Annotated in this window: 20 protein-coding genes; 11 read left to right on the forward strand and 9 right to left on the reverse strand. The window is 66.9% G+C overall.

What is annotated here, in order from left to right:
* Positions 1–48 precede the first annotated feature (48 nt).
* Genes AC6CHX_RS00525 through AC6CHX_RS00540 form a run of 4 tightly spaced genes read left to right on the forward strand, consistent with a single transcriptional unit; the run spans position 49 to position 4,092 of the window.
* The gene (locus tag AC6CHX_RS00525) at positions 49–1,257 is read left to right on the forward strand and encodes a hypothetical protein (RefSeq protein ID WP_498271252.1); all 1,209 of its coding nucleotides are present in this window, start codon (positions 49–51) and stop codon (positions 1,255–1,257) included.
* A gap of 1 nt (position 1,258) precedes the next feature.
* Positions 1,259–2,563: a histidinol dehydrogenase gene (hisD, locus tag AC6CHX_RS00530; RefSeq protein ID WP_498271253.1), complete on the forward strand. Its 1,305-nt coding sequence runs from the start codon at positions 1,259–1,261 to the stop codon at positions 2,561–2,563.
* Between the two features lie 10 nt (positions 2,564–2,573).
* The gene (gene nrdR / locus AC6CHX_RS00535; protein WP_136042164.1) at positions 2,574–3,044 is read left to right on the forward strand and encodes a transcriptional regulator NrdR; all 471 of its coding nucleotides are present in this window, start codon (positions 2,574–2,576) and stop codon (positions 3,042–3,044) included.
* A 10-nt stretch (positions 3,045–3,054) separates the two neighbouring features.
* Positions 3,055–4,092, forward strand: coding sequence for a quinone-dependent dihydroorotate dehydrogenase (locus AC6CHX_RS00540; protein WP_498271254.1), 1,038 nt, complete (start codon positions 3,055–3,057; stop codon positions 4,090–4,092).
* Here the strand turns inward: AC6CHX_RS00540 and AC6CHX_RS00545 are convergent.
* Positions 4,067–4,639, reverse strand: coding sequence for a DUF3043 domain-containing protein (locus tag AC6CHX_RS00545; protein WP_136042162.1), 573 nt, complete (start codon positions 4,637–4,639; stop codon positions 4,067–4,069). The two genes, AC6CHX_RS00540 and AC6CHX_RS00545, sit on opposite strands and share 26 nt — an antisense overlap.
* A 45-nt stretch (positions 4,640–4,684) precedes the next feature.
* Between AC6CHX_RS00545 and AC6CHX_RS00550 the strand changes: the two genes are divergently transcribed.
* The 5 genes from AC6CHX_RS00550 (at position 4,685) to ctaF (ending at position 9,739) form a co-directional block, all read left to right on the forward strand.
* The gene (locus tag AC6CHX_RS00550) at positions 4,685–6,088 is read left to right on the forward strand and encodes a dipeptidase (protein WP_376106781.1); all 1,404 of its coding nucleotides are present in this window, start codon (positions 4,685–4,687) and stop codon (positions 6,086–6,088) included.
* Positions 6,089–6,158: 70 nt separating this feature from the next.
* Positions 6,159–6,521 (forward strand): iron-sulfur cluster insertion protein ErpA, encoded by a 363-nt coding sequence (erpA, locus tag AC6CHX_RS00555; protein ID WP_017830247.1) that lies wholly within the window; start codon positions 6,159–6,161, stop codon positions 6,519–6,521.
* Between the two features lie 140 nt (positions 6,522–6,661).
* Positions 6,662–7,564, forward strand: a complete 903-nt coding sequence (ctaC, locus tag AC6CHX_RS00560) for an aa3-type cytochrome oxidase subunit II (protein WP_136042160.1) — start codon at positions 6,662–6,664, stop codon at positions 7,562–7,564.
* A 3-nt stretch (positions 7,565–7,567) separates the two neighbouring features.
* On the forward strand, positions 7,568–9,301 hold the full coding sequence (ctaD, locus tag AC6CHX_RS00565) for an aa3-type cytochrome oxidase subunit I (RefSeq protein WP_205820323.1): 1,734 nt from the start codon (positions 7,568–7,570) through the stop codon (positions 9,299–9,301).
* Between the two features lie 3 nt (positions 9,302–9,304).
* Positions 9,305–9,739, forward strand: coding sequence for an aa3-type cytochrome oxidase subunit IV (ctaF, locus tag AC6CHX_RS00570; protein WP_029261586.1), 435 nt, complete (start codon positions 9,305–9,307; stop codon positions 9,737–9,739).
* 68 nt (positions 9,740–9,807) lie between these two features.
* Here ctaF and AC6CHX_RS00575 read toward each other — a convergent pair whose 3' ends face one another.
* The 7 genes from AC6CHX_RS00575 to ctaE all read right to left on the reverse strand — a co-directional run bounded on the left by AC6CHX_RS00575 (position 9,808) and on the right by ctaE (position 15,711).
* Positions 9,808–10,227, reverse strand: coding sequence for a rhodanese-like domain-containing protein (locus tag AC6CHX_RS00575; RefSeq protein ID WP_498271255.1), 420 nt, complete (start codon positions 10,225–10,227; stop codon positions 9,808–9,810).
* Between the two features lie 82 nt (positions 10,228–10,309).
* Complete coding sequence (locus tag AC6CHX_RS00580) at positions 10,310–10,825, reverse strand: GNAT family N-acetyltransferase (RefSeq protein WP_498271256.1); 516 nt, start codon at positions 10,823–10,825, stop codon at positions 10,310–10,312.
* Positions 10,825–11,232, reverse strand: coding sequence for a RidA family protein (locus AC6CHX_RS00585; protein ID WP_498271257.1), 408 nt, complete (start codon positions 11,230–11,232; stop codon positions 10,825–10,827). The genes AC6CHX_RS00580 and AC6CHX_RS00585 overlap by 1 nt, the downstream gene beginning before the upstream one ends.
* An 80-nt stretch (positions 11,233–11,312) precedes the next feature.
* Positions 11,313–13,127, reverse strand: coding sequence for a cytochrome bc1 complex cytochrome b subunit (gene qcrB / locus AC6CHX_RS00590; protein WP_452326861.1), 1,815 nt, complete (start codon positions 13,125–13,127; stop codon positions 11,313–11,315).
* A complete protein-coding gene (qcrA, locus tag AC6CHX_RS00595; RefSeq protein ID WP_136042155.1) occupies positions 13,124–14,200 on the reverse strand; it encodes a cytochrome bc1 complex Rieske iron-sulfur subunit in 1,077 nt (358 codons plus the stop codon). The genes qcrB and qcrA overlap by 4 nt, the downstream gene beginning before the upstream one ends.
* A gap of 36 nt (positions 14,201–14,236) precedes the next feature.
* On the reverse strand, positions 14,237–15,037 hold the full coding sequence (gene qcrC, locus AC6CHX_RS00600; protein ID WP_136042154.1) for a cytochrome bc1 complex diheme cytochrome c subunit: 801 nt from the start codon (positions 15,035–15,037) through the stop codon (positions 14,237–14,239).
* Between the two features lie 20 nt (positions 15,038–15,057).
* Complete coding sequence (gene ctaE / locus AC6CHX_RS00605) at positions 15,058–15,711, reverse strand: aa3-type cytochrome oxidase subunit III (RefSeq protein ID WP_029261593.1); 654 nt, start codon at positions 15,709–15,711, stop codon at positions 15,058–15,060.
* 203 nt (positions 15,712–15,914) lie between these two features.
* Between ctaE and trpD the strand changes: the two genes are divergently transcribed.
* Both trpD and AC6CHX_RS00615 read left to right on the forward strand, forming a co-directional pair.
* On the forward strand, positions 15,915–16,985 hold the full coding sequence (gene trpD, locus AC6CHX_RS00610; protein ID WP_376106764.1) for an anthranilate phosphoribosyltransferase: 1,071 nt from the start codon (positions 15,915–15,917) through the stop codon (positions 16,983–16,985).
* A gap of 2 nt (positions 16,986–16,987) precedes the next feature.
* A complete protein-coding gene (locus AC6CHX_RS00615) occupies positions 16,988–17,974 on the forward strand; it encodes a PHP domain-containing protein (protein WP_498271258.1) in 987 nt (328 codons plus the stop codon).
* Positions 17,975–17,993: 19 nt separating this feature from the next.
* Here the strand turns inward: AC6CHX_RS00615 and AC6CHX_RS00620 are convergent, their stop codons facing one another.
* Positions 17,994–18,938 (reverse strand): 5'-3' exonuclease, encoded by a 945-nt coding sequence (locus tag AC6CHX_RS00620; protein WP_498271259.1) that lies wholly within the window; start codon positions 18,936–18,938, stop codon positions 17,994–17,996.
* Positions 18,939–18,958: the final 20 nt, after the last annotated feature.

An 18,958-nucleotide genomic window follows, 5' to 3' on the forward strand; every position in this document is an offset into this window, starting at 1 on the left:
GACAGCACGGCGAAACTTCCCGTCGAGCACTGTGACGAAAGGACCATCATGAGTACGGACACCTCCGAACCCGACCTTCCCGAGTCCGACCCCGAGGACTCGATCTTCAGCGACGACGACGGTGTGCTTTACGACGACGAGGTGACTCCTGAGTACGGCATCCTCGGATTCACCCTGCGTGAACTGCTGATCGTGGGCGTGTGGGTGGTCTCGTTCGTGCTCTCGTTCTTCCCGCTGACCGGCGGCCTGTCGCTGTGGGGCGTCGGCATTCAGTGGATCCTTCCGATCGCGCTTCCGACCGTGGCGGTGTTCCTCCTGGTGCTGCGCCGCTTCTCGCCGGACGGCATCCGCCGGGTGGGCTCGCTGGGCATCGATCAGTTCGCCTCGGTGACGTTCTCCGTCGCGGCTGTCGTCTGGGTCGGGAACCTGTGGCTCTCGATCTCGGGGCTCATCGCCACCGGCTACTGGGGGCTCCCGTGGAACGGCGTGGGGATGGTCATCACCTCTCTTGCGCTGGTCGTGCTCACCGTCTTCGCCCCGATCATTCCGGGCCTGAAAGAGGACTTCCACGGCCGCCTCGTCACGCTCGCCCATCGCAATGCCAATCCGGTGCGACCGGTGATCGCACGCCCACGCCCTGAGCCCGCGCCCGTCGCGGAATCGACCGCGGCCACCAGTGACACTCCGGCCGATGTCACGGTAGACGGATCGGCACTGCCTCCCGTGACCGACCTCGACGACGAGACGACCGGCCGACAGGCGACGGACGAGATCGCGCGATTCGACCTCGCGGAGCAGGTTCCCCTCACGGCGCATGCGTCCGGGGGCGGAGTCGGGACGGATCACGACGCTTCCGACGAGGAGTACACGCCCGCGTATTCACGTCGTTCCCGCGGACAGGAGCCCGAGATCGTCTCGGACACCGGGAGCATCGAGTCGCTGCTCGAGACGGCGGCGACCTATGAGACCGGCGATGTCACAGCCGAGAACGAGCCCCGCATCGTGGAGGGCCTGGCCGATGCCGACCCGGATCTCGATGCGACGAACCCGCGCGAGACGACGCCCGCCGCGCAGCCGTTCTGGATTCTCGCCGCCTCCGAACGGGATGTGCATGACGAGCGGGGAGAGCCGCTGTTCCGCATCGGGCCGAGCGCCTGGGCACTCGTGATCGAGGACCGTGGAGGTGCCTATGTCGTCCGACATGACGACGGACGGATCGGCTACCTCCACGACATCTCCGACATCTCGAAGGGCTGAAATGCGCACGATCGACCTGCGGGGGCGCGAGCTCTCGCCCGCTGACATGCTCGCGGCCGTACCCCGCGCCGCACAGGCGCGTGCGGAGGCGCTCGACACCGCCGCACGCATCGTCGAGGACGTGCGCGTCCGTGGTGAAGCGGCGCTCCGGGAGCAGGCCGAGCAGTTCGACCGGGTGGCCGGTCACGAGGTGCGCGTTCCTGCGGAGCACATCGCCGAGGCCCTCGCATCCCTCGAACCAGCCGTCCGTGCCGCGCTCGAAGAGGCGATCGTCCGCGTGCGCCGCGGATCCGAAGCCCAGGTGCCGACGGCTCGGACCACCGAGATCGGCCCCGGGGCCCGCATTCTGCAGCGGTGGCAGCCCGTGCACCGCGTGGGCGTTTACATCCCGGGCGGCAAGGCGGTCTACCCGTCGAGTGTGATCATGAACGTGGTTCCCGCACAGGTGGCAGGTGTCGAGCAGATCGCGCTGGCTTCGCCACCGCAGGCCGATCAGGGAGGGCGAATCCACCCGACTATTCTGGCGGCCGCCGCCCTGCTGGGCGTCACCGAGGTCTACGCCATGGGGGGAGCCGGCGCAATCGGCGCGTTCGCGCATGGTGTTCCGTCGCTGCGCCTCGACCCGGTCGATGTGGTGTCCGGTCCCGGCAACAACTACGTCGCGTCTGCGAAGCGCGCCGTAGCCGGCGTCGTCGGCACGGATTCCGAGGCCGGCGCGACGGAGATCCTCGTCGTCGCCGATGCCGAGGCCGACCCGCGACTCATCGCTGCGGACCTCGTCAGCCAGGCGGAGCACGATGAGCAGGCTTCCGCCGTCCTGGTGACGGATGCGGTCGAGCTCGCTGATCAGGTCGCCGTCGAGGTCGCGCGTATGGCGTCGGTCACACGCCACAGAGAGCGTGTCGCCGCGTCTCTGGGCGGTCCGCAATCCGCGATCGTCCTCGTCGACGACCGTGCCATGGCGACGGCTTTCAGTAACGCCTATGCTCCCGAGCACCTCGAATTGCATCTCGTCGACGCCGAGGATGCGGCTGCGACGTTCACCAGCGCCGGTGCGGTGTTTGTGGGCGACCAGACTCCCGTCAGCCTCGGCGACTACATGGCGGGGAGCAACCATGTGCTCCCGACCGGCGGTCAGGCGCGCTACGCGCCGGGTCTCGGGTCCTACACGTTCCTGCGCCCGCAGCAGGTGATCTCCTACGACCGCGCCGCGCTGGCCGAGGTTCGCGCCGGTGTCGTCGCCCTCGCGGAAACCGAGGTGCTCCCCGCGCACGGTGAGGCGATCGAGGCGCGTTTCAGCGCGTAGGATCGGTCAGATGCACTGCCCCTTCTGTCGTCACCCCGACTCCCGCGTCATCGACTCGCGCACCAGCGACGACGGGCTCTCGATCAGACGGCGTCGTCAGTGCCCGGAATGCGGGGGCCGGTTCACGACCACCGAGACGGCGAGCCTCAACGTCATCAAGCGCTCCGGCGTCATGGAGCCGTTCAGCCGCGAGAAGGTCATCTCCGGCGTGCGCAAAGCGTGTCAGGGGCGGCCCGTGACCGAAGCCGACCTCGCCATCCTCGCGCAGCGGGTGGAGGAGGCCGTCCGCCAGACCGGTGTCTCGCAGCTCGACGCGAACGAGATCGGTCTCGCGATCCTGGGTCCGCTGCGTGAGCTCGACGAGGTCGCGTTCCTGCGCTTCGCCAGTGTCTACCAGGCATTCGACTCCCTCGAGGACTTCGAGGCAGCGATCACCGACCTGCGCGCCGACCACACGAAGCAGGAGCCCGCGGACCGGTAATCTGGCAGGGATGTATCCGCTGCTCTTCCGCGCTGTCCTCTCGCGCTTCGACCCCGAGTTCGCCCATCACGCCGGAATGGCGGTGATCCGCGTTCTGGGCGTGCCCCCCTTCTCCTGGGCGACGCGCGCGATGACGCGCCCGGACCCCTCGCTGCGCGTCGAGGCGCTCGGTCTCACCTTCCCCTCGCCGTTCGGCATCGCGGCCGGGTTCGACAAGAACGCGGTCGGGGTGCGTGGTCTGGGTGCGCTCGGCTTCGGACACGTGGAGGTCGGGACGATCACGGCGGTTCCGCAGGACGGCAACCCGAAGCCGCGGCTGTTCCGGCTCATCGCCGATCGCGCGGTCATCAATCGGATGGGCTTCAACAACGCCGGCTCGGATGCAGCAGCACGCCGTCTCGCCCGCCTGCGTCGTGGTGCCCCGGACACGGTCGTCGGAGTCAACATCGGCAAGAGCCGGGTGGTGGACGTGGAGCACGCGACCGCCGACTACGTGGCCTCCGCAACCCGCCTCGCCCCGCTCGCCGACTACCTCGCGGTGAATGTGTCGTCTCCCAACACGCCGGGGCTGCGCGGGCTGCAGGCGGTGGAGACTCTCGCCCCACTCCTGCGCGCGGTCAAGCAGGCCGCCGGCGCCACCCCGCTGCTCGTCAAGATCGCCCCCGACCTGCCGGATGAGGAGATCGCCGCGATCGCGCAGCTGGCGGTCGCCGAAGGTCTCGCGGGCATCATCGCGAACAACACGACGATCAGTCGAGACGGCCTGCTCGCGGACGCGGCGAAAGTGGAGGCTGCCGGTGCCGGCGGTCTGTCGGGTGCGCCGCTGAAGCAGCGCTCGCTCGCGGTGCTGCGCGTCGTGCGCGCTGCGGTGCCCGCCGACTTCTGCGTGATCGCGGTCGGCGGAGTCGAGACGCCTGCCGATGTGCAGGAGCGTCTGGAAGCGGGCGCCACTCTCGTGCAGGGTTACACGGCGTTCCTGTACCGCGGTCCGTTCTGGGGCCGCGAGATCAACAGGGGACTGGTCAGTCGGGGTACTGCCCGCGCTTGACCTGCGGCTTCGGCAGGCGCATGAATCGCATCTGCAGGGCCCGCATCGCCGCGTACCAGCCGAGGCCGCGCTCGAGGCGCTCCTTGCCGAACTTCGCCGCGGCCTTGCGCTTGACCCGCATGCTCAGCAGGATCATGCCGCCGATCGCGATCACCAGGTAGCCCATCATCACCGCGTACGCATAGAACGAGATCATCATGTTCGTGGGCAGCAGCGAGGCGAGGATGACCAGCACCATCACGCCCATCACGAACTCGGCGGGGTGCCAGCCCGCGTCGACGTAGTCGCGCACCCAACGACGCTGGGGGCCCTTGTCGCGGACGGGGAGGTACTTCTCCTCGCCGGCGGCCATACCGGCCTGCGCTTTGGCTCGGCGCTCGTTGAGCTCGGCCTTGGCAGCTGCCTTGGCTTCCTTGGTGTTGGCGACCAGGGGGCGGCGACGAGCAGCCTCCTGCTCCGCACGGGTCGGCGTCGCGCGTCCCTTTCCGACGGCTGGCGTCTCGGAGGCGTCGTCGTTCGTCGAAGGGGAGACAGGGGTAGTGGCCACGGAGTTCCTCGGTTCGCTGCGGGGGATCACCTTAAGATTACTCGCATGACCTCTCCTGTTCCTCCCCGTGAGCCTGATGCCGCTGTCCTCGAGGCCGTGGCGACCGGCATCCCCTCCGCGTTGTCGGACCTCGGCCACCTCGTGCGCATTCCCGGGATGGCCTGGCCCGCGTTCGACCAGACCCAGCTGGAGCGCAGCGCGGAAGCCGTGGCAGCGCTGGCCTCGGACACCGGAGTCTTCGACGACGTTCGGGTGCTGCGCGCAGCGATCCCCGGCACCGATGAGCAGGGACAGCCGGCTGTCCTCGCCACGCGCGCGGCCCGCAACGGCAAGCCGACGATCCTGCTCTACGCACACCACGATGTGCAGCCTCCGGGGGATGACGCACTCTGGGAGACCCCGCCGTTCGAGCCGACGGTGCGAGACGGGCGCCTCTACGGGCGTGGTGCCGCAGATGACAAGGCGGGGATCATGGCGCACATCGCCTCGATCCGAGCGGTGCACGAGGTGCTCGGCGATGACCTCGACCTCGGCATCGCGATGTTCATCGAGGGGGAGGAGGAGTACGGGTCCCGTTCGTTCGCCCAGTTCCTCTCCGACAACAAGGATGCACTTCGTGCCGATGCCATCGTGGTCGCCGACTCCGGCAACTGGGATTCCGTCACCCCTGGTCTCACCGTTTCTCTCCGCGGCAACGCCCGCTTCACGCTGCGCGTGCGGACCCTGGACCACGCGTCGCACTCGGGCATGTTCGGGGGTGCGGTGCCCGACGCGATGATGACGACGGTGAAGCTGCTGTCGACGCTGTGGGACGCCGACGGTTCGGTGGCGGTCGCCGGAATGACCGAGCGCGACGCCCCCACCCCCGACTACACCGAGGCGACGCTCCGCGACGAGGCAGGGCTCCTGCCCGGCACGACTCCGATCGGCGACGGCACGATCCTCAGCCGGATCTGGAACAAGCCCGCGGTGACCGTGATCGGGATCGACGCGACGAGCGTGGCCGCGGCGTCCAACACGCTGCTTCCCGAGGTCACGGTGGTGATCAGTGCGCGCGTCGCGCCCGGGCAGACGGGACAGGACGCGTACGACGCCCTCGAGAGCCACCTGCGGGCACACGCCCCGTTCGGCGCGGAGCTGACGTTCTCGGATGTCGACCTGGGCGATGGCTTCCTCGTCGACACCAGCGGGTGGGCGGTGCAGCTGACGCGCGATGCGATGCGCGACGGCTACGGCGTCCCGCCCGTCGATCTGGGTGTCGGCGGTTCGATCCCGTTCATCGCCGACCTGGTGCGGGAGTTCCCGTCCGCGCAGATCCTCGTCACCGGCGTCGAAGACCCGCATTCTCGCGCGCACAGCCCGAACGAGTCGCTGCACCTCGACACGTTCCGCCACGCGGTTGCGACCGAGGCGCTGCTGCTCACCCGTATGAATGCGGCGGAACTCTGAGCCTCACAGGATCTGCGGCGGTAGAATCATCCGAGAAGCCGTGCACCTGCGGCCCGTCACAAGGAGCGACATGAGCGACACCACACTCTCCCCAGAGACCACCCGCGCACACGGCGTCACCCTGACCGACGCTGCCGCCACGAAGGTGAAGAACCTCCTCGAGCAGGAAGGCCGCGACGATCTCCGTCTGCGCGTCGCCGTGCAGCCCGGCGGATGCTCGGGCCTGATCTACCAGCTTTACTTCGACGAGCGGTACCTCGAGGGCGACGAGACCGTCGACTTCGACGGCGTCGAGGTGATCATCGACAACATGAGCGTCCCGTACCTCGACGGTGCGGCGATCGACTTCAAGGACACGATCTCCGAGCAGGGGTTCACCATCGACAACCCCAACGCAGCGGGCAGCTGCGCATGCGGCGACAGCTTCCACTGATCTTCCGTCTGCCGGATCGGCCGCCGTCACCACTGGTGACGGCGGCCGTTCCGCTTTCGGAACCTGCGTGGTTGGCATGAATCAGGTGTGAGCTTGCCCTAGACTTGGGTGTGCTCTGTTCGCGATCTGAAAGGTGCATCGTGCCCTCGAAACGCAGCCTTCGTTGGGCCGCACTCCCTGTGGGAGTCGTGGCAGCCGTGGCCCTGGCGGGATGCTCTCCCACCGAGCTGAACGGCTTTCTTCCGGGCTTCGTGGAGGGTGGCCCCGCAGCCACCAATCAGACCGAGCGTGTCTCGTCGCTCTGGGTGAACTCCTGGATCGTGCTTCTCGCCGTCGGCATCATCACCTGGGGCCTGATGGCGTGGGCCGCGATCGCGTACCGCCGCCGCAAGGGCCAGACCGGCCTCCCGGTGCAGATGCGCTACAACATGCCGATCGAGATCTTCTACACGATCGTGCCGCTCATCCTCGTGCTGGGCATGTTCTTCTTCACCGCTCGGGATCAGACCGAGATCGAGGCCAAGTGGGACGACCCCGACGTCGAGATCACCGCGATCGCCAAGCAGTGGGCGTGGGACTTCCAGTACGACGGCGAAGAGGAAGACAACTCCGACGCCGTGTGGACCATGGGCATCCAGGCCCAGCCCGATGCGGAAGGCAACATCGACCAGTCGCAGCTGCCGACCCTGGTGCTGCCGGTCGACAAGAAGGTCACGATCGACCTGCAATCCCGCGACGTCATCCACTCCTTCTGGATCATCGACTTCCTCTACAAGAAGGACATGTTCATCGGGAAGGACAACTCCTGGTCGTTCATCCCCACCCGTGAGGGCGAGTACGCCGGCAAATGCGCCGAGCTCTGCGGTGAGTATCACTCGATGATGCTCTTCAACGTGAAGGTCGTCTCTCAGGACGACTACGACGCGTACCTCGAGTCGCTCGAGGAGAAGGGCAACACGGGCGACATCACCGACGCGTACGACCGTCTCGCGAACTTCCCGGGAACGACCGCGAAGACCGACACCGAGGAAGGAGGGGAGTAAGTCATGTCGACCACAGAAGCTCCCCGTACCGACGAGACCCCCAGGTCGCGTCCCACCACTCTGCCCGCCCGCCAGGCCGCTCTGATGAGCTCCTCGCGCGTGGAGCAGAAGGGCAACATCGTCGTCAAGTGGATCACCTCCACCGACCACAAGACCATCGGGTACATGTACCTGATCGCATCCGTGCTGTTCTTCCTCCTCGGTGGTGTGATGGCGCTCGTCATCCGCGCCGAGCTCTTCGCGCCGGGCATGCAGATCGTCCCGACGAAGGAGCAGTACAACCAGCTGTTCACGATGCACGGCACGATCATGTTGCTCATGTTCGCGACGCCGCTGTTCGCGGGTTTCGCCAACGCGATCCTGCCGCTGCAGATCGGTGCTCCCGACGTGGCCTTCCCGCGTCTGAACGCCTTCGCGTTCTGGCTCTTCCTCTTCGGCTCGACCATCGCGGTCGCCGGGTTCCTCACCCCGCAGGGAGCGGCCTCCTTCGGTTGGTTCGCGTATCAGCCACTGGCGGGCGCGTCGTTCTCGCCGGGTGCAGGTGGAAACCTCTGGATGGTCGGACTGGGCATCTCCGGTTTCGGAACCATCCTCGGTGCCGTCAACTTCATCACCACGATCATCACGATGCGTGCTCCTGGTATGACCATGTGGCGCATGCCGATCTTCTCGTGGAACACGCTCATCACGAGCCTGCTCATCCTGATGGCGTTCCCCGTGCTGGCAGCAGCCATCTTCGCCGCTGCCGCCGACCGCATCCTCGGCGCGCACATCTATGACCCGGCCAACGGCGGAGTCCTGCTGTGGCAGCACCTCTTCTGGTTCTTCGGGCACCCCGAGGTCTACATCATCGCGCTGCCGTTCTTCGGCATCGTCTCCGAGATCTTCCCGGTCTTCAGCCGCAAGCCGATCTTCGGATACAAGACCCTGGTCTATGCGACCATCGCCATCGCGGCCCTCTCCGTCGCCGTGTGGGCACACCACATGTACGTGACCGGCTCGGTGCTGCTGCCGTTCTTCGCGCTGATGACGATGCTCATCGCCGTGCCGACGGGTGTGAAGATCTTCAACTGGATCGGCACGCTCTGGCGAGGGTCCGTGACCTTCGAGACTCCGATGGTGTTCGCCCTCGGCTTCCTCGTGTCCTTCGTCTTCGGTGGTCTGACCGGTGTCATCCTCGCGGCCCCGCCGCTGGACTTCGCGCTCTCCGACTCGTACTTCGTCGTCGCTCACTTCCACTACGTGGTGTTCGGTACCGTCGTGTTCGCCATGTTCGCCGGCTTCTACTTCTGGTGGCCGAAGTGGACCGGTCGCATGCTGAACGAGCGTCTCGGCTACGTGCACTTCTGGATGCTGTTCATCGGATTCCACATGACGTTCCTCATCCAGCACTGGCTGGGTGTCGACGGCATGGTCCGTCGTTACGCGGACTACTCGGCGGCCGACGGCTGGACCTGGCAGAACCAGGTCTCCACGATCGGAGCGATCATCCTCGGCGCCTCGATGCTGCCGTTCTTCCTGAACGTCTGGATCACGGCCCGCAAGGCTCCGAAGGTCACGGTCAACGACCCGTGGGGCTACGGCGCATCGCTCGAGTGGGCGACGTCGTGCCCGCCGCCGCGGCACAACTTCACGTCGATCCCGCGCATCCGCAGCGAGCGTCCTGCGTTCGATCTGAATCACCCGGAGGCTGCCGAGTTCGCGACCACGGCACCCGGCGAGCGAGAGGCCCACTAAGTCATGCGCGACAACGTCATTCTCTGGTGGGTGCTGACGGCGTTCTTCGCCCTCGTCGGTGTCGTCTACACCGGCTGGCACATCCTGGTCACTCCGTCCGACAACTTCGCGATGCGTATCGAGTGGGTCGGAACTGTCGCCCTGTTCTTCGCAGCCTTCATGGCGGCGATGGTCGCGTTCTACCTCGACCGCACGCACAAGGCGCAGAACGGTGAGCTGCCGGAAGACATCCTCACCGCTGACATCGACGATGGTGACCCCGAGCTCGGCGAGTTCAGCCCGTGGTCCTGGTGGCCCATCGTTCTCGCGGCTTCGGCGGGAGTCTTCGTCGTCGGCCTGGCCGTCGGTCACTTCCTGCTCCCGATCGGACTCGCGATCTTCGTCGTCGCGATCGTCGGCTGGGTGTACGAGTACTACCGCGGCAACTTCGCACGCTGAGACAGCCGCATTGAAGAAGGCCCCCGGATTCGTCCGGGGGCCTTCTTCGTGTCATGAGGGGTCCGCGTTCAGGCGCGAGTACGGACGCGTGCGATACCGGTCAGCGGATCCACGGGGCGGTGATGGACGCCATCGGCATCCTGCACCGGGTAGCCCTCGCGCACCCAGTACTCGAAGCCTCCGATCATCTCGCGGACCCGATAGCCGAGTCGGGCGAACTCGAGGGCGCCCTTCGCTCCGGCATTGCAGCCCGGGCTCCAGCAGTAGACGACGACGTCCGCTCCTTCCGGCACCTCGGACCGGGCGCGAGACGCGATCTCGCTGTAGTGCATGTGCACGGCGCCGGCCACCCGGCCTTGCGTCCACGCCTCCTCGGAGCGGACATCGACGACGATGACGTCCTCGCCGGCCTTGAGCGCGGCGTGGACATCGCTGGGATCCGTCTCGTAGGCGAGCTTGGCGGCGTAGAAGTCGGCGCGATCGATCATGATCTCAGCCTAGGACGAGGCCGTCCCCTGATCCGAGCAGATTCCTGTCGCGCAGAGAGCGAATACCGTCAGCGTCGTCCCCTCAGAGAGTCGCCGCCATCTGCACGCGAGGGCCGTATCGGAAGAGCCCGAGAGCGGTCTCCGTGTCGATGAGGGAGCGGAGCAGGGGAGAGTCGGGCTCGGTGACGGAGAATCCGGCGGAGGCGTAGAAGGGGGCGTTCCACGGGACATCGCGGTAGGTGCGCAGTGTGATCTTCCGGTGCCCCCGGCGACGAGCCTCCGAGAGCGCGGCCCGCACGAGTCGACGGCCGATTCCGCGACGCCCGAAGGAGGGGAGAACCGAGAGCTGCTCGAGATGAGCGTGTCCGTCGATCTCCAGGACGTGAACGAAACCGACGGGCTCGGGAGATGGAGTGCCGACATCATCGGGCTCGGCGACGAGCACGAATCCGGGCATCGACGCCCGGTCCTGCGCGCTGGTCGGCGGAGGCCAGTCGACGGCGGCGAAAAGATCGACCAGCAAGGCGTCTGCGGCGAGTTCGATCTTCTCGATCGCCGGGTCATCCGGTTGCTGTGCAGGACGTATCCGGATCTCCATCACTCTCCAGCGACGGCGGCGATGGCTTCGATCTCGACGAGCTGGTCGTCGTAACCGAGGACGGTGACACCCAAGAGGGTGCTGGGGACGTCGTGGGCGCCGAAAGCGGCGTGGATCACATCCCAAGCCGTGACGAGGTCGGCCTGCGCGGAGGAGGCCACCAGCACCCGCGTGCTGGTCACATCGGTGAGCGAGGCTCCAGCGACCTCGAGTGCACCTTTGAGGGTCTCGATGCACCGGGCTGCCTGCGCGGCGTAGTCGCCGGGCGCTGCGGTGGTGCCGTCATCGTTGAGCGGACAAGCACCGGCGAGGAAGATGAGTCGCGCCCCGACGGGAGCGGTCGCTGCATAGGCGTACGGCGCGTCGGCGAGGGTGGTGGAACGGATCAGCTGGACGACGGAAGACATGATTCGATCCTCTCATTCACGGATCAACAATGAAGGCCTCGTCCTGGTGGACGAGGCCTTCATCAGTGGGGGAGTCACGGCTACTCGCCGTCCTCCGAGTCCTTCTTGCGAGGCTTCTTCACGGGCTCCGTGGAGATCACGGTGCTCGGAGTGTTCGCCGTCTCGTCGACGTGGGTCTCACCGACCGTGAGGGGGGCGTCAGGGAAGCCGGCGCGCTCATGAGCGCCCTGGATCTCCGCAGCCTCGGTCTCGTCGTTCTGAGCCGTCACGTGGTGCTGGTGTGCGTCGGCTGCCTCGACCTCGGCCTGCGTGAGCGGGGCGAGACGGTCTTCGAAGAACCAGCGCGAGATCGAGGAACGAAGGTTCTCCGTCCACGGGATGCGACCCTTGGCGTTGGGGCGAACCACGAGGGGCTCGTAGGAGTCGACATCGATGAGCTTCCAGCGGTCGTACTTGTCGACCGGCTGGTGGACCTCGATGAACTCGCCACCGGGAAGGCGCACGATGCGGCCGGACTCGAAGCCGTGCAGCACGATCTCGCGGTCCTTCTTCTGAAGCGCGATGCAGATGCGCTTCGTGACGAAGTATCCGAGGATCGGGCCCAGGAAGAGCAGCGCCTGCAGCGTGTGGATCACGCCTTCCATCGTGAGCATGAAGTGCGTCGCGATGAGGTCGGACGATGCCGCTGCCCAGAGGACGGCGTAGAAGACGACGCCGGCGACGCCGATGGCCGTGCGCGTAGCCGCGTTGCGGGGACGCTGTGCGATGTGGTGCTCGCGCTTGTCGCCGGTGACCCACGCTTCGATGAACGGGTAGATCGCGACGACCACGATGAACAGGCCGAGCACCAGCACGGGCGCGATGATTCCGAAGGACCACGTGCGATCGAGGAACACGATGTCCCAGTTCGACGGTGCCAGACGAAGCGCGCCGTCGGCGAAGCCGATGTACCAGTCCGGCTGGGTGCCGGCGGAGACCGGGGACGGGTCGTACGGACCGTAGTTCCAGATCGGGTTGATCTGGAAGAAGGTCGCGATCATCACGATCACGCCGAACACGATGAACAGGTAGCCGCCCATCTTCGACATGTAGACCGGCATCATCGGGTAGCCCACGACGTTGTCGTTCGAGCGGCCGGGGCCGGCGAACTGCGTGTGCTTGTTGATGACCATGAGCATCAGGTGCACGACGATGAGGGCGATCACGATCATCGGCAGCAGCAGGATGTGCAGTGTGTAGAGACGCCCCACGATGTCGGTGCCGGGGAACTCGCCGCCGAAGAGGAGGAACGAGGTCCACGTGCCGATGAGGGGGAGACCCTTGATCATTCCGTCGATGATGCGGAGGCCGTTACCCGAGAGCAGGTCGTCGGGGAGCGAGTAGCCGGTGAAGCCCTCTGCCATCGCGAGGATGAACAGGATGAAGCCGATCACCCAGTTGAGCTCACGCGGCTTGCGGAACGCACCGGTGAAGAACACGCGAAGCATGTGCACGCCGATGCCGGCGATGAACACGAGCGCTGCCCAGTGGTGGATCTGGCGGACCAGGAGACCGCCGCGGAGGTCGAACGAGATGTGCAGCGACGACTCGAGCGCCGCGGACATCTCAATGCCTCGCATCGGGGCGTAGGCGCCGGTGTAGTGGGTCTCGACCATCGATGCCTGGAAGAAGAACGTCAGGAAGGTTCCGGAGAGGAACACGACGACGAAGCTCCACAGCGCGATCTCGCCGAGCATGAACGACCAGTGGTCGGGGAAGATCTTGCGTCCGAGCTCCTTGACGAAGCCCGAGAGGCTGGTGCGCTCATCGATGTAGTTCGACGCGGCACCGACGAAGCGACCGCCGAGGGGCGCTTTGGTGTCCTTGTCGTCTTTGGACAGCGTTGCGGTGCTCAATGGCGCTCCCAGAAGCTCGGGCCGACGGGTTCCTTGAAGTCGCTGCGTGCGACCAGGTAGCCCTCGTCATCGACGGTGATGGGCAGCTGCGGCAGCGGACGAGCCGCCGGGCCGAAGATGACCTTTGCGTGGTCCGTGACGTCGAACTGCGACTGGTGGCACGGGCACAGGAGGTGGTGGGTCTGCTGCTCGTACAGAGCCACAGGGCATCCGACGTGCGTGCAGACCTTGGAGTAGGCGACGATTCCGTCGTAGGACCAGTCCTTGCGGTCCTCGGCCTCGATCAGCTGCTCGGGGCGCAGACGCATCATCAGCACGATGGCCTTGGCCTTCTCCTCGAGGTAGCCGTCGTGGTGGCTCAGCGTGGCGAGCTCCTCCGGGATCACGTGGAACGCGGATCCAAGGGTGACGTCCGCGGCGCGGATCGGGGTGCCGTCCGGGTCGCGGACGAGGCGTGCGCCCTTCTCCCACATCGTGTGCTTGAGCAGCACGACCGGGTCGCCCGCAGTGGGGTCATCCGGGGTCGAGTGCGGTGCCAAGCCACGGAAGAGCGTGACACCGGGGATGATCGAGGCGACCAGGGCAGCGAACAGCGAGTTGCGGATCACGGTGCGGCGTCCGAAGCCGGACTCCTCGTTCGCGTCGGCGAAGGCCTGGACGGCCGCCTCCCGGGTCGCATCCTTGCCCCGGGTGGGGTGGCGGTGCTCGACGAACTCCTTGTCGGACATGAGCGCCTTGGACCAGTGGATCGCACCGATGCCGAGGGCCAGCAGCGCGAGGGCGATGCCGAGGCCGATGAAGAGGTTGTTCTGCCGGATGTCGATGAGCGCGCCGCTCTCGATCGGGAACAGCATGTAGGCGGCGACCGCCCAGATGCTGCCGGCGAGCGAGAGGTAGAACAGCGTGTAGACAGTGCGGACAGCGGCCTTCTCAGCGCGCGGGTCCTTGTCGGTCATCCGCTCGCGGTGCGGCGGAAGCCCGGGGTTCTGCACGGGATCGCTGACTGCGACACCCAGCCCCGGAGAGGGCTGGTAGGCCCTGTCAAGAGCCTGCGAGTCGTCGTCGTGTGCCATGGTGCTCCTCGTACGTTCCTCTTCGATGAATAAGCGTCAGTTGGACTTCGCCGTGATCCACACGGTGATGGCGACGAGCGCGCCGATTCCGAAGATCCACACGAACAGGCCCTCGGAGACCGGCCCGAGCGAACCGAGCGAGAATCCGCCGATCTGCACGGACTGCTGCTGGAAGAGCAGCGCCGAGATGATGTCGCGCTTGTCCTCGTCGGACAGGTTCATGTCGCCGAAGACCGGCATGTTCTGCGGGCCGGTGACCATGGCCGCGTACATGTGCAGCGCGCTGGTCTCCTGGAGTCCAGGAGCGTACTTGCCCTCGGTGAGTGCTCCACCGGCGGCGGCCACGTTGTGGCACATCGCGCAGTTGACGCGGAACAGCTCGGCGCCGTTCGCGACGTCGCCCTCTCCGTCCAGGATGTGGTCGGCAGGGAACGTCGGGCCAGGAGCCTCGGACTGCACGAAGGACGAGATCGCGAGGATCTGGTCCTCGGTGAACTGCGGCGTCTTCTGCGGAGCCTGCGGTCCCTGCATCTGCAGGGGCATGCGGCCGGTGGAAAGCTGGAACTCGGTGGCCAGCTCACCCACCCCGTACAGGCTGGGGCCGTTGGCGGTGCCCTGCAGGTCGAGGCCGTGGCAGGTGGCGCAGTTCGCCTGGAACAGCTTCTCGCCGTCTTCGACGGTCAGCTGCGTCGACGCGGTCTGCGTGTCGGATGCGGCGAACGCAGCCGATGCACCGGCGTACACGGCGCCGGTGATCATGAGGCCTGCGCCGATGAGCGCGGCCGCCGCCAAAGGGCTGCGACGACCGCTGGAACGGCGCTTCTTCTCTCGTGCCATCTCGGGGATCAGCTCCGCTCTTATTTCAGGAAGTAGATAACGAGGAACAGCACGATCCAGACGACGTCGACGAAGTGCCAGTAGTAGGACACCACGATCGAGGAGGTCGCCTCCTTGTGCCGGAAGTTCTTGACGGCGTATGCGCGTCCGATGACGAGCAGGAACGCGACGAGGCCGCCCGTGACGTGGAGGGCGTGGAAGCCGGTCGTCAGGTAGAAGGCGGAGGCATACGAGTCGGCGTTGATCGGCATGCCTTCAGCGACCAGCTGTGCGTACTCCCACACCTGGCCGGAGACGAAGATCGCGCCGAGGGCGAAGGTGAGGAAGAACCACTCGACCATTCCCCAGCCGAAGAGGCGACGGCGTCCGGCGCCGTTCTTCTGCCCCTTGCCGATCTTGTAGGGCTGCAGGTCTTCTGCCGCGAACACACCCATCTGGCACGTGAACGAGGAGAGGACCAGGATCGCAGTGTTCACTGCGGCGAACGGGACGTTCAGCAGCTCGGTCCGGTCTGCCCACAGCTCCGGAGAGGTGCTGCGGAGGGTGAAGTAGATCGCGAAGAGTCCCGCGAAGAACATCACCTCACTGCCGAGCCACACAATGGTGCCGACAGCTACCGGGTTGGGCCGCTTAATCGTTCTCGCCGCCGGGGCATACGTCGCTGAGGTCGTCACCCCTCCATTATGGCCGATCCTCGGGCGTGATTCTTGCACCCGCGGCCTTCGAATCGCCCTCCGATGACTTAGGGGACCCTAAGAAAACACTGCGAATACCCGGTGAATCCGCGGGAAACAGGGGGTGGGGGCGAATTGCGCATGCGTGCGGAAGCATCTGCATGTTTTCTCCGCGTTTTCTCCGCGCCGATAGGATCGCACACATGCCTGATTCGCTGACCTGGTCCGACGTGCTCACCTCCCTGCTGGAGCGCCGCGATCTCAGTGTCTGGGAGTCCACGTGGGCGATGCGTCAGATCATGCAGGGCGGGGTCAGCGAGGCTCAGCTCGCCGGTTTCCTCGTCGCTCTCCGCGCGAAGGGCGAGACGATCGACGAGATCGTCGGTTTCCGCGATGCGATCCTCGAAGCCGCGGTGCCGCTGCCGGTGTCACCGAACGTGCTCGACATCGTCGGAACGGGTGGGGATCGCGTCGGCACCGTTAACGTGTCGACGACCGCGGCGATCATCATCGGCGCCACGGGAGTGCCGGTCGTGAAGCACGGCAACCGTGCGGCCAGCTCCGCCTCCGGGTCTTCCGACGTGCTCGGAGCGCTCGGTCTGGAGCTATCGCTCGACCCCGCGGACGTGGCATCCATCCTCGACCGCACCGGTATCACCTTCGCGTGGGCCGGGGCGTTCCATCCCGGATTCAAGCACGCCGGCTCCGTCCGAGCCGAGCTCGGGGTGCCGACCGTCTTCAACATGCTCGGTCCGCTGTGCAACCCGGCTCGGGCAGAAGCCAATGCCGTCGGGGTGGCGCAGATCGAACGCGTCCCTCTGATCACGGGCGTGTTCCGCACGCGTGGCGCCACAGCACTCGTCTTCCGCGGCGATGACGGCCTCGACGAGCTGACGACGACCGGACACAGCCGTATCTGGGAGGTCACGCGGGGAGATATCCACGAACACGACCTCGACCCGCGCGACCTCGACATCCCGATCGCCGACCTCGCCGACCTGATCGGCGGCTCGCCGCAGCACAATGCCGAGGTGCTGCGGCGCACGCTCGCGGGGGAGACCGGCGCGGTGCGCGACATCGTGCTCCTCAACGCCGCTGCCGGCATCGTCGCGTTCGAGCTCTCGCAAGACGCGACACAGGTGCAGCGGCCCATCCTCGAGCGGTTGCGCGCGGGGTACGACAAGGCTGCTGCGGCCGTCGACGACGGTCGCGCCCTGGCGAAGCTCGATCAGTGGATCGGCGTCAGTCGCGAGCTGGCGGCAGCCCAGGAGTGACCGTGGACCCCGTCGACGCGCTGCTCGAGATCGCCTCCCTCCTGGAGCGCGAGCGCGCGTCGCGGTATCGCGCGAAGGCTTTCCGCCAGGCCGCCGCGACATTGCAGGACCTGCCGGATGATGTGCAGACCGATCCCACGCGGCTTCGTGCAGCCAAGGGGATCGGCGAATCCACGTTCGCCGTCATCCGCCAGGCGCAGTCGGGGCAGGTGCCGGACTATCTGGTCGAGTTGCGCGGCGACGTCGAGCCGGAGCGCGTCTCGGTGTTGCGTGCCAAGCTGCGAGGCGACCTGCACGCGCACACCGATTGGTCCGACGGCACCACTCCGATCCCGGTCATGGCTGCGGCCGCGCGGGCGCTGGGGCACGAATATCAGGCGATCACGGACCACTCTCCGCGACTGCGGGTGGCGCGCGGTCTGTCTGCCGAACGTCTTCGGGAGCAGATGCCCCTGGTGCGAGCTGAATCGGGCGAGGGTTTCACCCTGCTCGCCGGCATCGAGGTGGACATCCTGGAGGACGGCACGCTCGATCAGGAAGACGACCTGCTCGCGGAACTCGACATCGTCGTGGCTTCCGTGCATTCCAAGCTGCGCATGGACGCACGGCCGATGACGGCGCGCATGATCGCGGCCGTCTCGCATCCGCGGGTGAACGTGCTCGGGCACTGCACGGGGCGGCTCGTGCAGGGCGACCGGGGAACGCGTCCGCCGTCGGCGTTCGATGCTGCCGCCGTCTTCGCCGCGTGCGCGGAGAACGGTGTGGCGGTGGAGATCAACTCGCGTCCGGAGCGGCAGGACCCTCCGGACGAGCTGATCGCCATCGCGCTCGACGCGGGGTGCCTGTTCTCGATCGATTCGGATGCGCACGCGCCGGGACAGCTGTCGTTGCTCGATCACGGCGCAGAGCGCGCCGAACGGGCGGGGATACCCCCGTCGCGGATCGTGACGACCTGGGGTCTCTCGCGGCTGCTCGCCTGGGCGGGGTGAGTCGGCGCCGCTACTTCGATCAATCGGCTCGCAGGGCGGCTTTCGATACGGCCGCGACCGCGCGCGTCATCGAACCGCCGAGGTTCCATTTCTCGGCGAGGGCGGTTGCGGCGTCTACTTCGGCGGGGGCGAGAACCCGCAGCGGGATATCGGGTGCGCTGATCGGCAGCGAGGTCGCCACGGCGACCACGGTCGGTGCGACCTCGAGGTAGTCCGAAGCCGCCAGGATCTTCGCCCGGACGCCCGCGCTCATCCCCTCGCCGGCCTCCGCCGCGGCACGGATGCCGGTGAGGTCGCTGTGGGTCTGCAGGAGCGTCGCCGCCGTCTTCTCTCCCACGCCCGCGACGCCGGGCAGGCCGTCGGAGGCGTCGCCGCGCATCGTGGCGAAGTCCGCGTACTGCGAAGGAAGCACCCCGTACTTGGCGACGACGGTCGCATCGGTGACGACCTCGAGGTTGCTCATGCCGCGAGCGGTGTAGATGACGCGGACGTCGCGGGCGTCGTCGACCAGCTGGAACAGGTCCCGGTCGCCCGTGACGATGTCGACCGGCATCGTCGCATCGGTCGCGAGTGTGCCGATCACGTCGTCGGCCTCGTGCTCGGCGACGCCGATGATGGGGATGCCGATGGCGGCGAGCGTCTCGCGGATCAGCGGGATCTGCGCCTCGAGCGGGTCGGGCACCTCCTCGACGTCGGGCCCGCTGGCCACGACTTCGACGACGCGATGAGTCTTGTAGCTGGGGATGAGGTCGACACGCCACTGCGGGCGCCAGTCGTCGTCCCAGCAGGCGATCACGTGCGTCGGCTCGTACAGGGTGACGAGTTTGGCGATGATGTCGAGCAGACCGCGCGCCGCGTTGATCGGCGAGCCGTCGGGCGCCGTCACCTTGTCGGGAACCCCGTAGAAGGCGCGGAAATAGAGGCTGGCGGTGTCGAGCAGCATGAGGCGGTCGGCGCGGGTCATGGACTCAGCGTAGAGCGCGG

The organism is Microbacterium sp. GQ128, from assembly GCF_059758615.1.

Bases quoted from the DNA above. Each gene is read 5' to 3' on its own strand.
- AC6CHX_RS00525 (WP_498271252.1), top strand. From the start codon at position 49: ATGAGTACGGACACCTCCGAACCCGACCTTCCCGAGTCCGACCCCGAG.
- hisD (WP_498271253.1), top strand. From the start codon at position 1,259: ATGCGCACGATCGACCTGCGGGGGCGCGAGCTCTCGCCCGCTGACATG.
- nrdR (WP_136042164.1), top strand. From the start codon at position 2,574: ATGCACTGCCCCTTCTGTCGTCACCCCGACTCCCGCGTCATCGACTCG.
- AC6CHX_RS00540 (WP_498271254.1), top strand. From the start codon at position 3,055: ATGTATCCGCTGCTCTTCCGCGCTGTCCTCTCGCGCTTCGACCCCGAG.
- AC6CHX_RS00550 (WP_376106781.1), top strand. From the start codon at position 4,685: ATGACCTCTCCTGTTCCTCCCCGTGAGCCTGATGCCGCTGTCCTCGAG.
- erpA (WP_017830247.1), top strand. From the start codon at position 6,159: ATGAGCGACACCACACTCTCCCCAGAGACCACCCGCGCACACGGCGTC.
- ctaD (WP_205820323.1), top strand. From the start codon at position 7,568: ATGTCGACCACAGAAGCTCCCCGTACCGACGAGACCCCCAGGTCGCGT.
- ctaF (WP_029261586.1), top strand. From the start codon at position 9,305: ATGCGCGACAACGTCATTCTCTGGTGGGTGCTGACGGCGTTCTTCGCC.
- AC6CHX_RS00575 (WP_498271255.1), bottom strand. From the start codon at position 10,227: ATGATCGATCGCGCCGACTTCTACGCCGCCAAGCTCGCCTACGAGACG.
- AC6CHX_RS00580 (WP_498271256.1), bottom strand. From the start codon at position 10,825: ATGGAGATCCGGATACGTCCTGCACAGCAACCGGATGACCCGGCGATC.
- AC6CHX_RS00585 (WP_498271257.1), bottom strand. From the start codon at position 11,232: ATGTCTTCCGTCGTCCAGCTGATCCGTTCCACCACCCTCGCCGACGCG.
- qcrA (WP_136042155.1), bottom strand. From the start codon at position 14,200: ATGGCACACGACGACGACTCGCAGGCTCTTGACAGGGCCTACCAGCCC.
- qcrC (WP_136042154.1), bottom strand. From the start codon at position 15,037: ATGGCACGAGAGAAGAAGCGCCGTTCCAGCGGTCGTCGCAGCCCTTTG.
- trpD (WP_376106764.1), top strand. From the start codon at position 15,915: ATGCCTGATTCGCTGACCTGGTCCGACGTGCTCACCTCCCTGCTGGAG.
- AC6CHX_RS00620 (WP_498271259.1), bottom strand. From the start codon at position 18,938: ATGACCCGCGCCGACCGCCTCATGCTGCTCGACACCGCCAGCCTCTAT.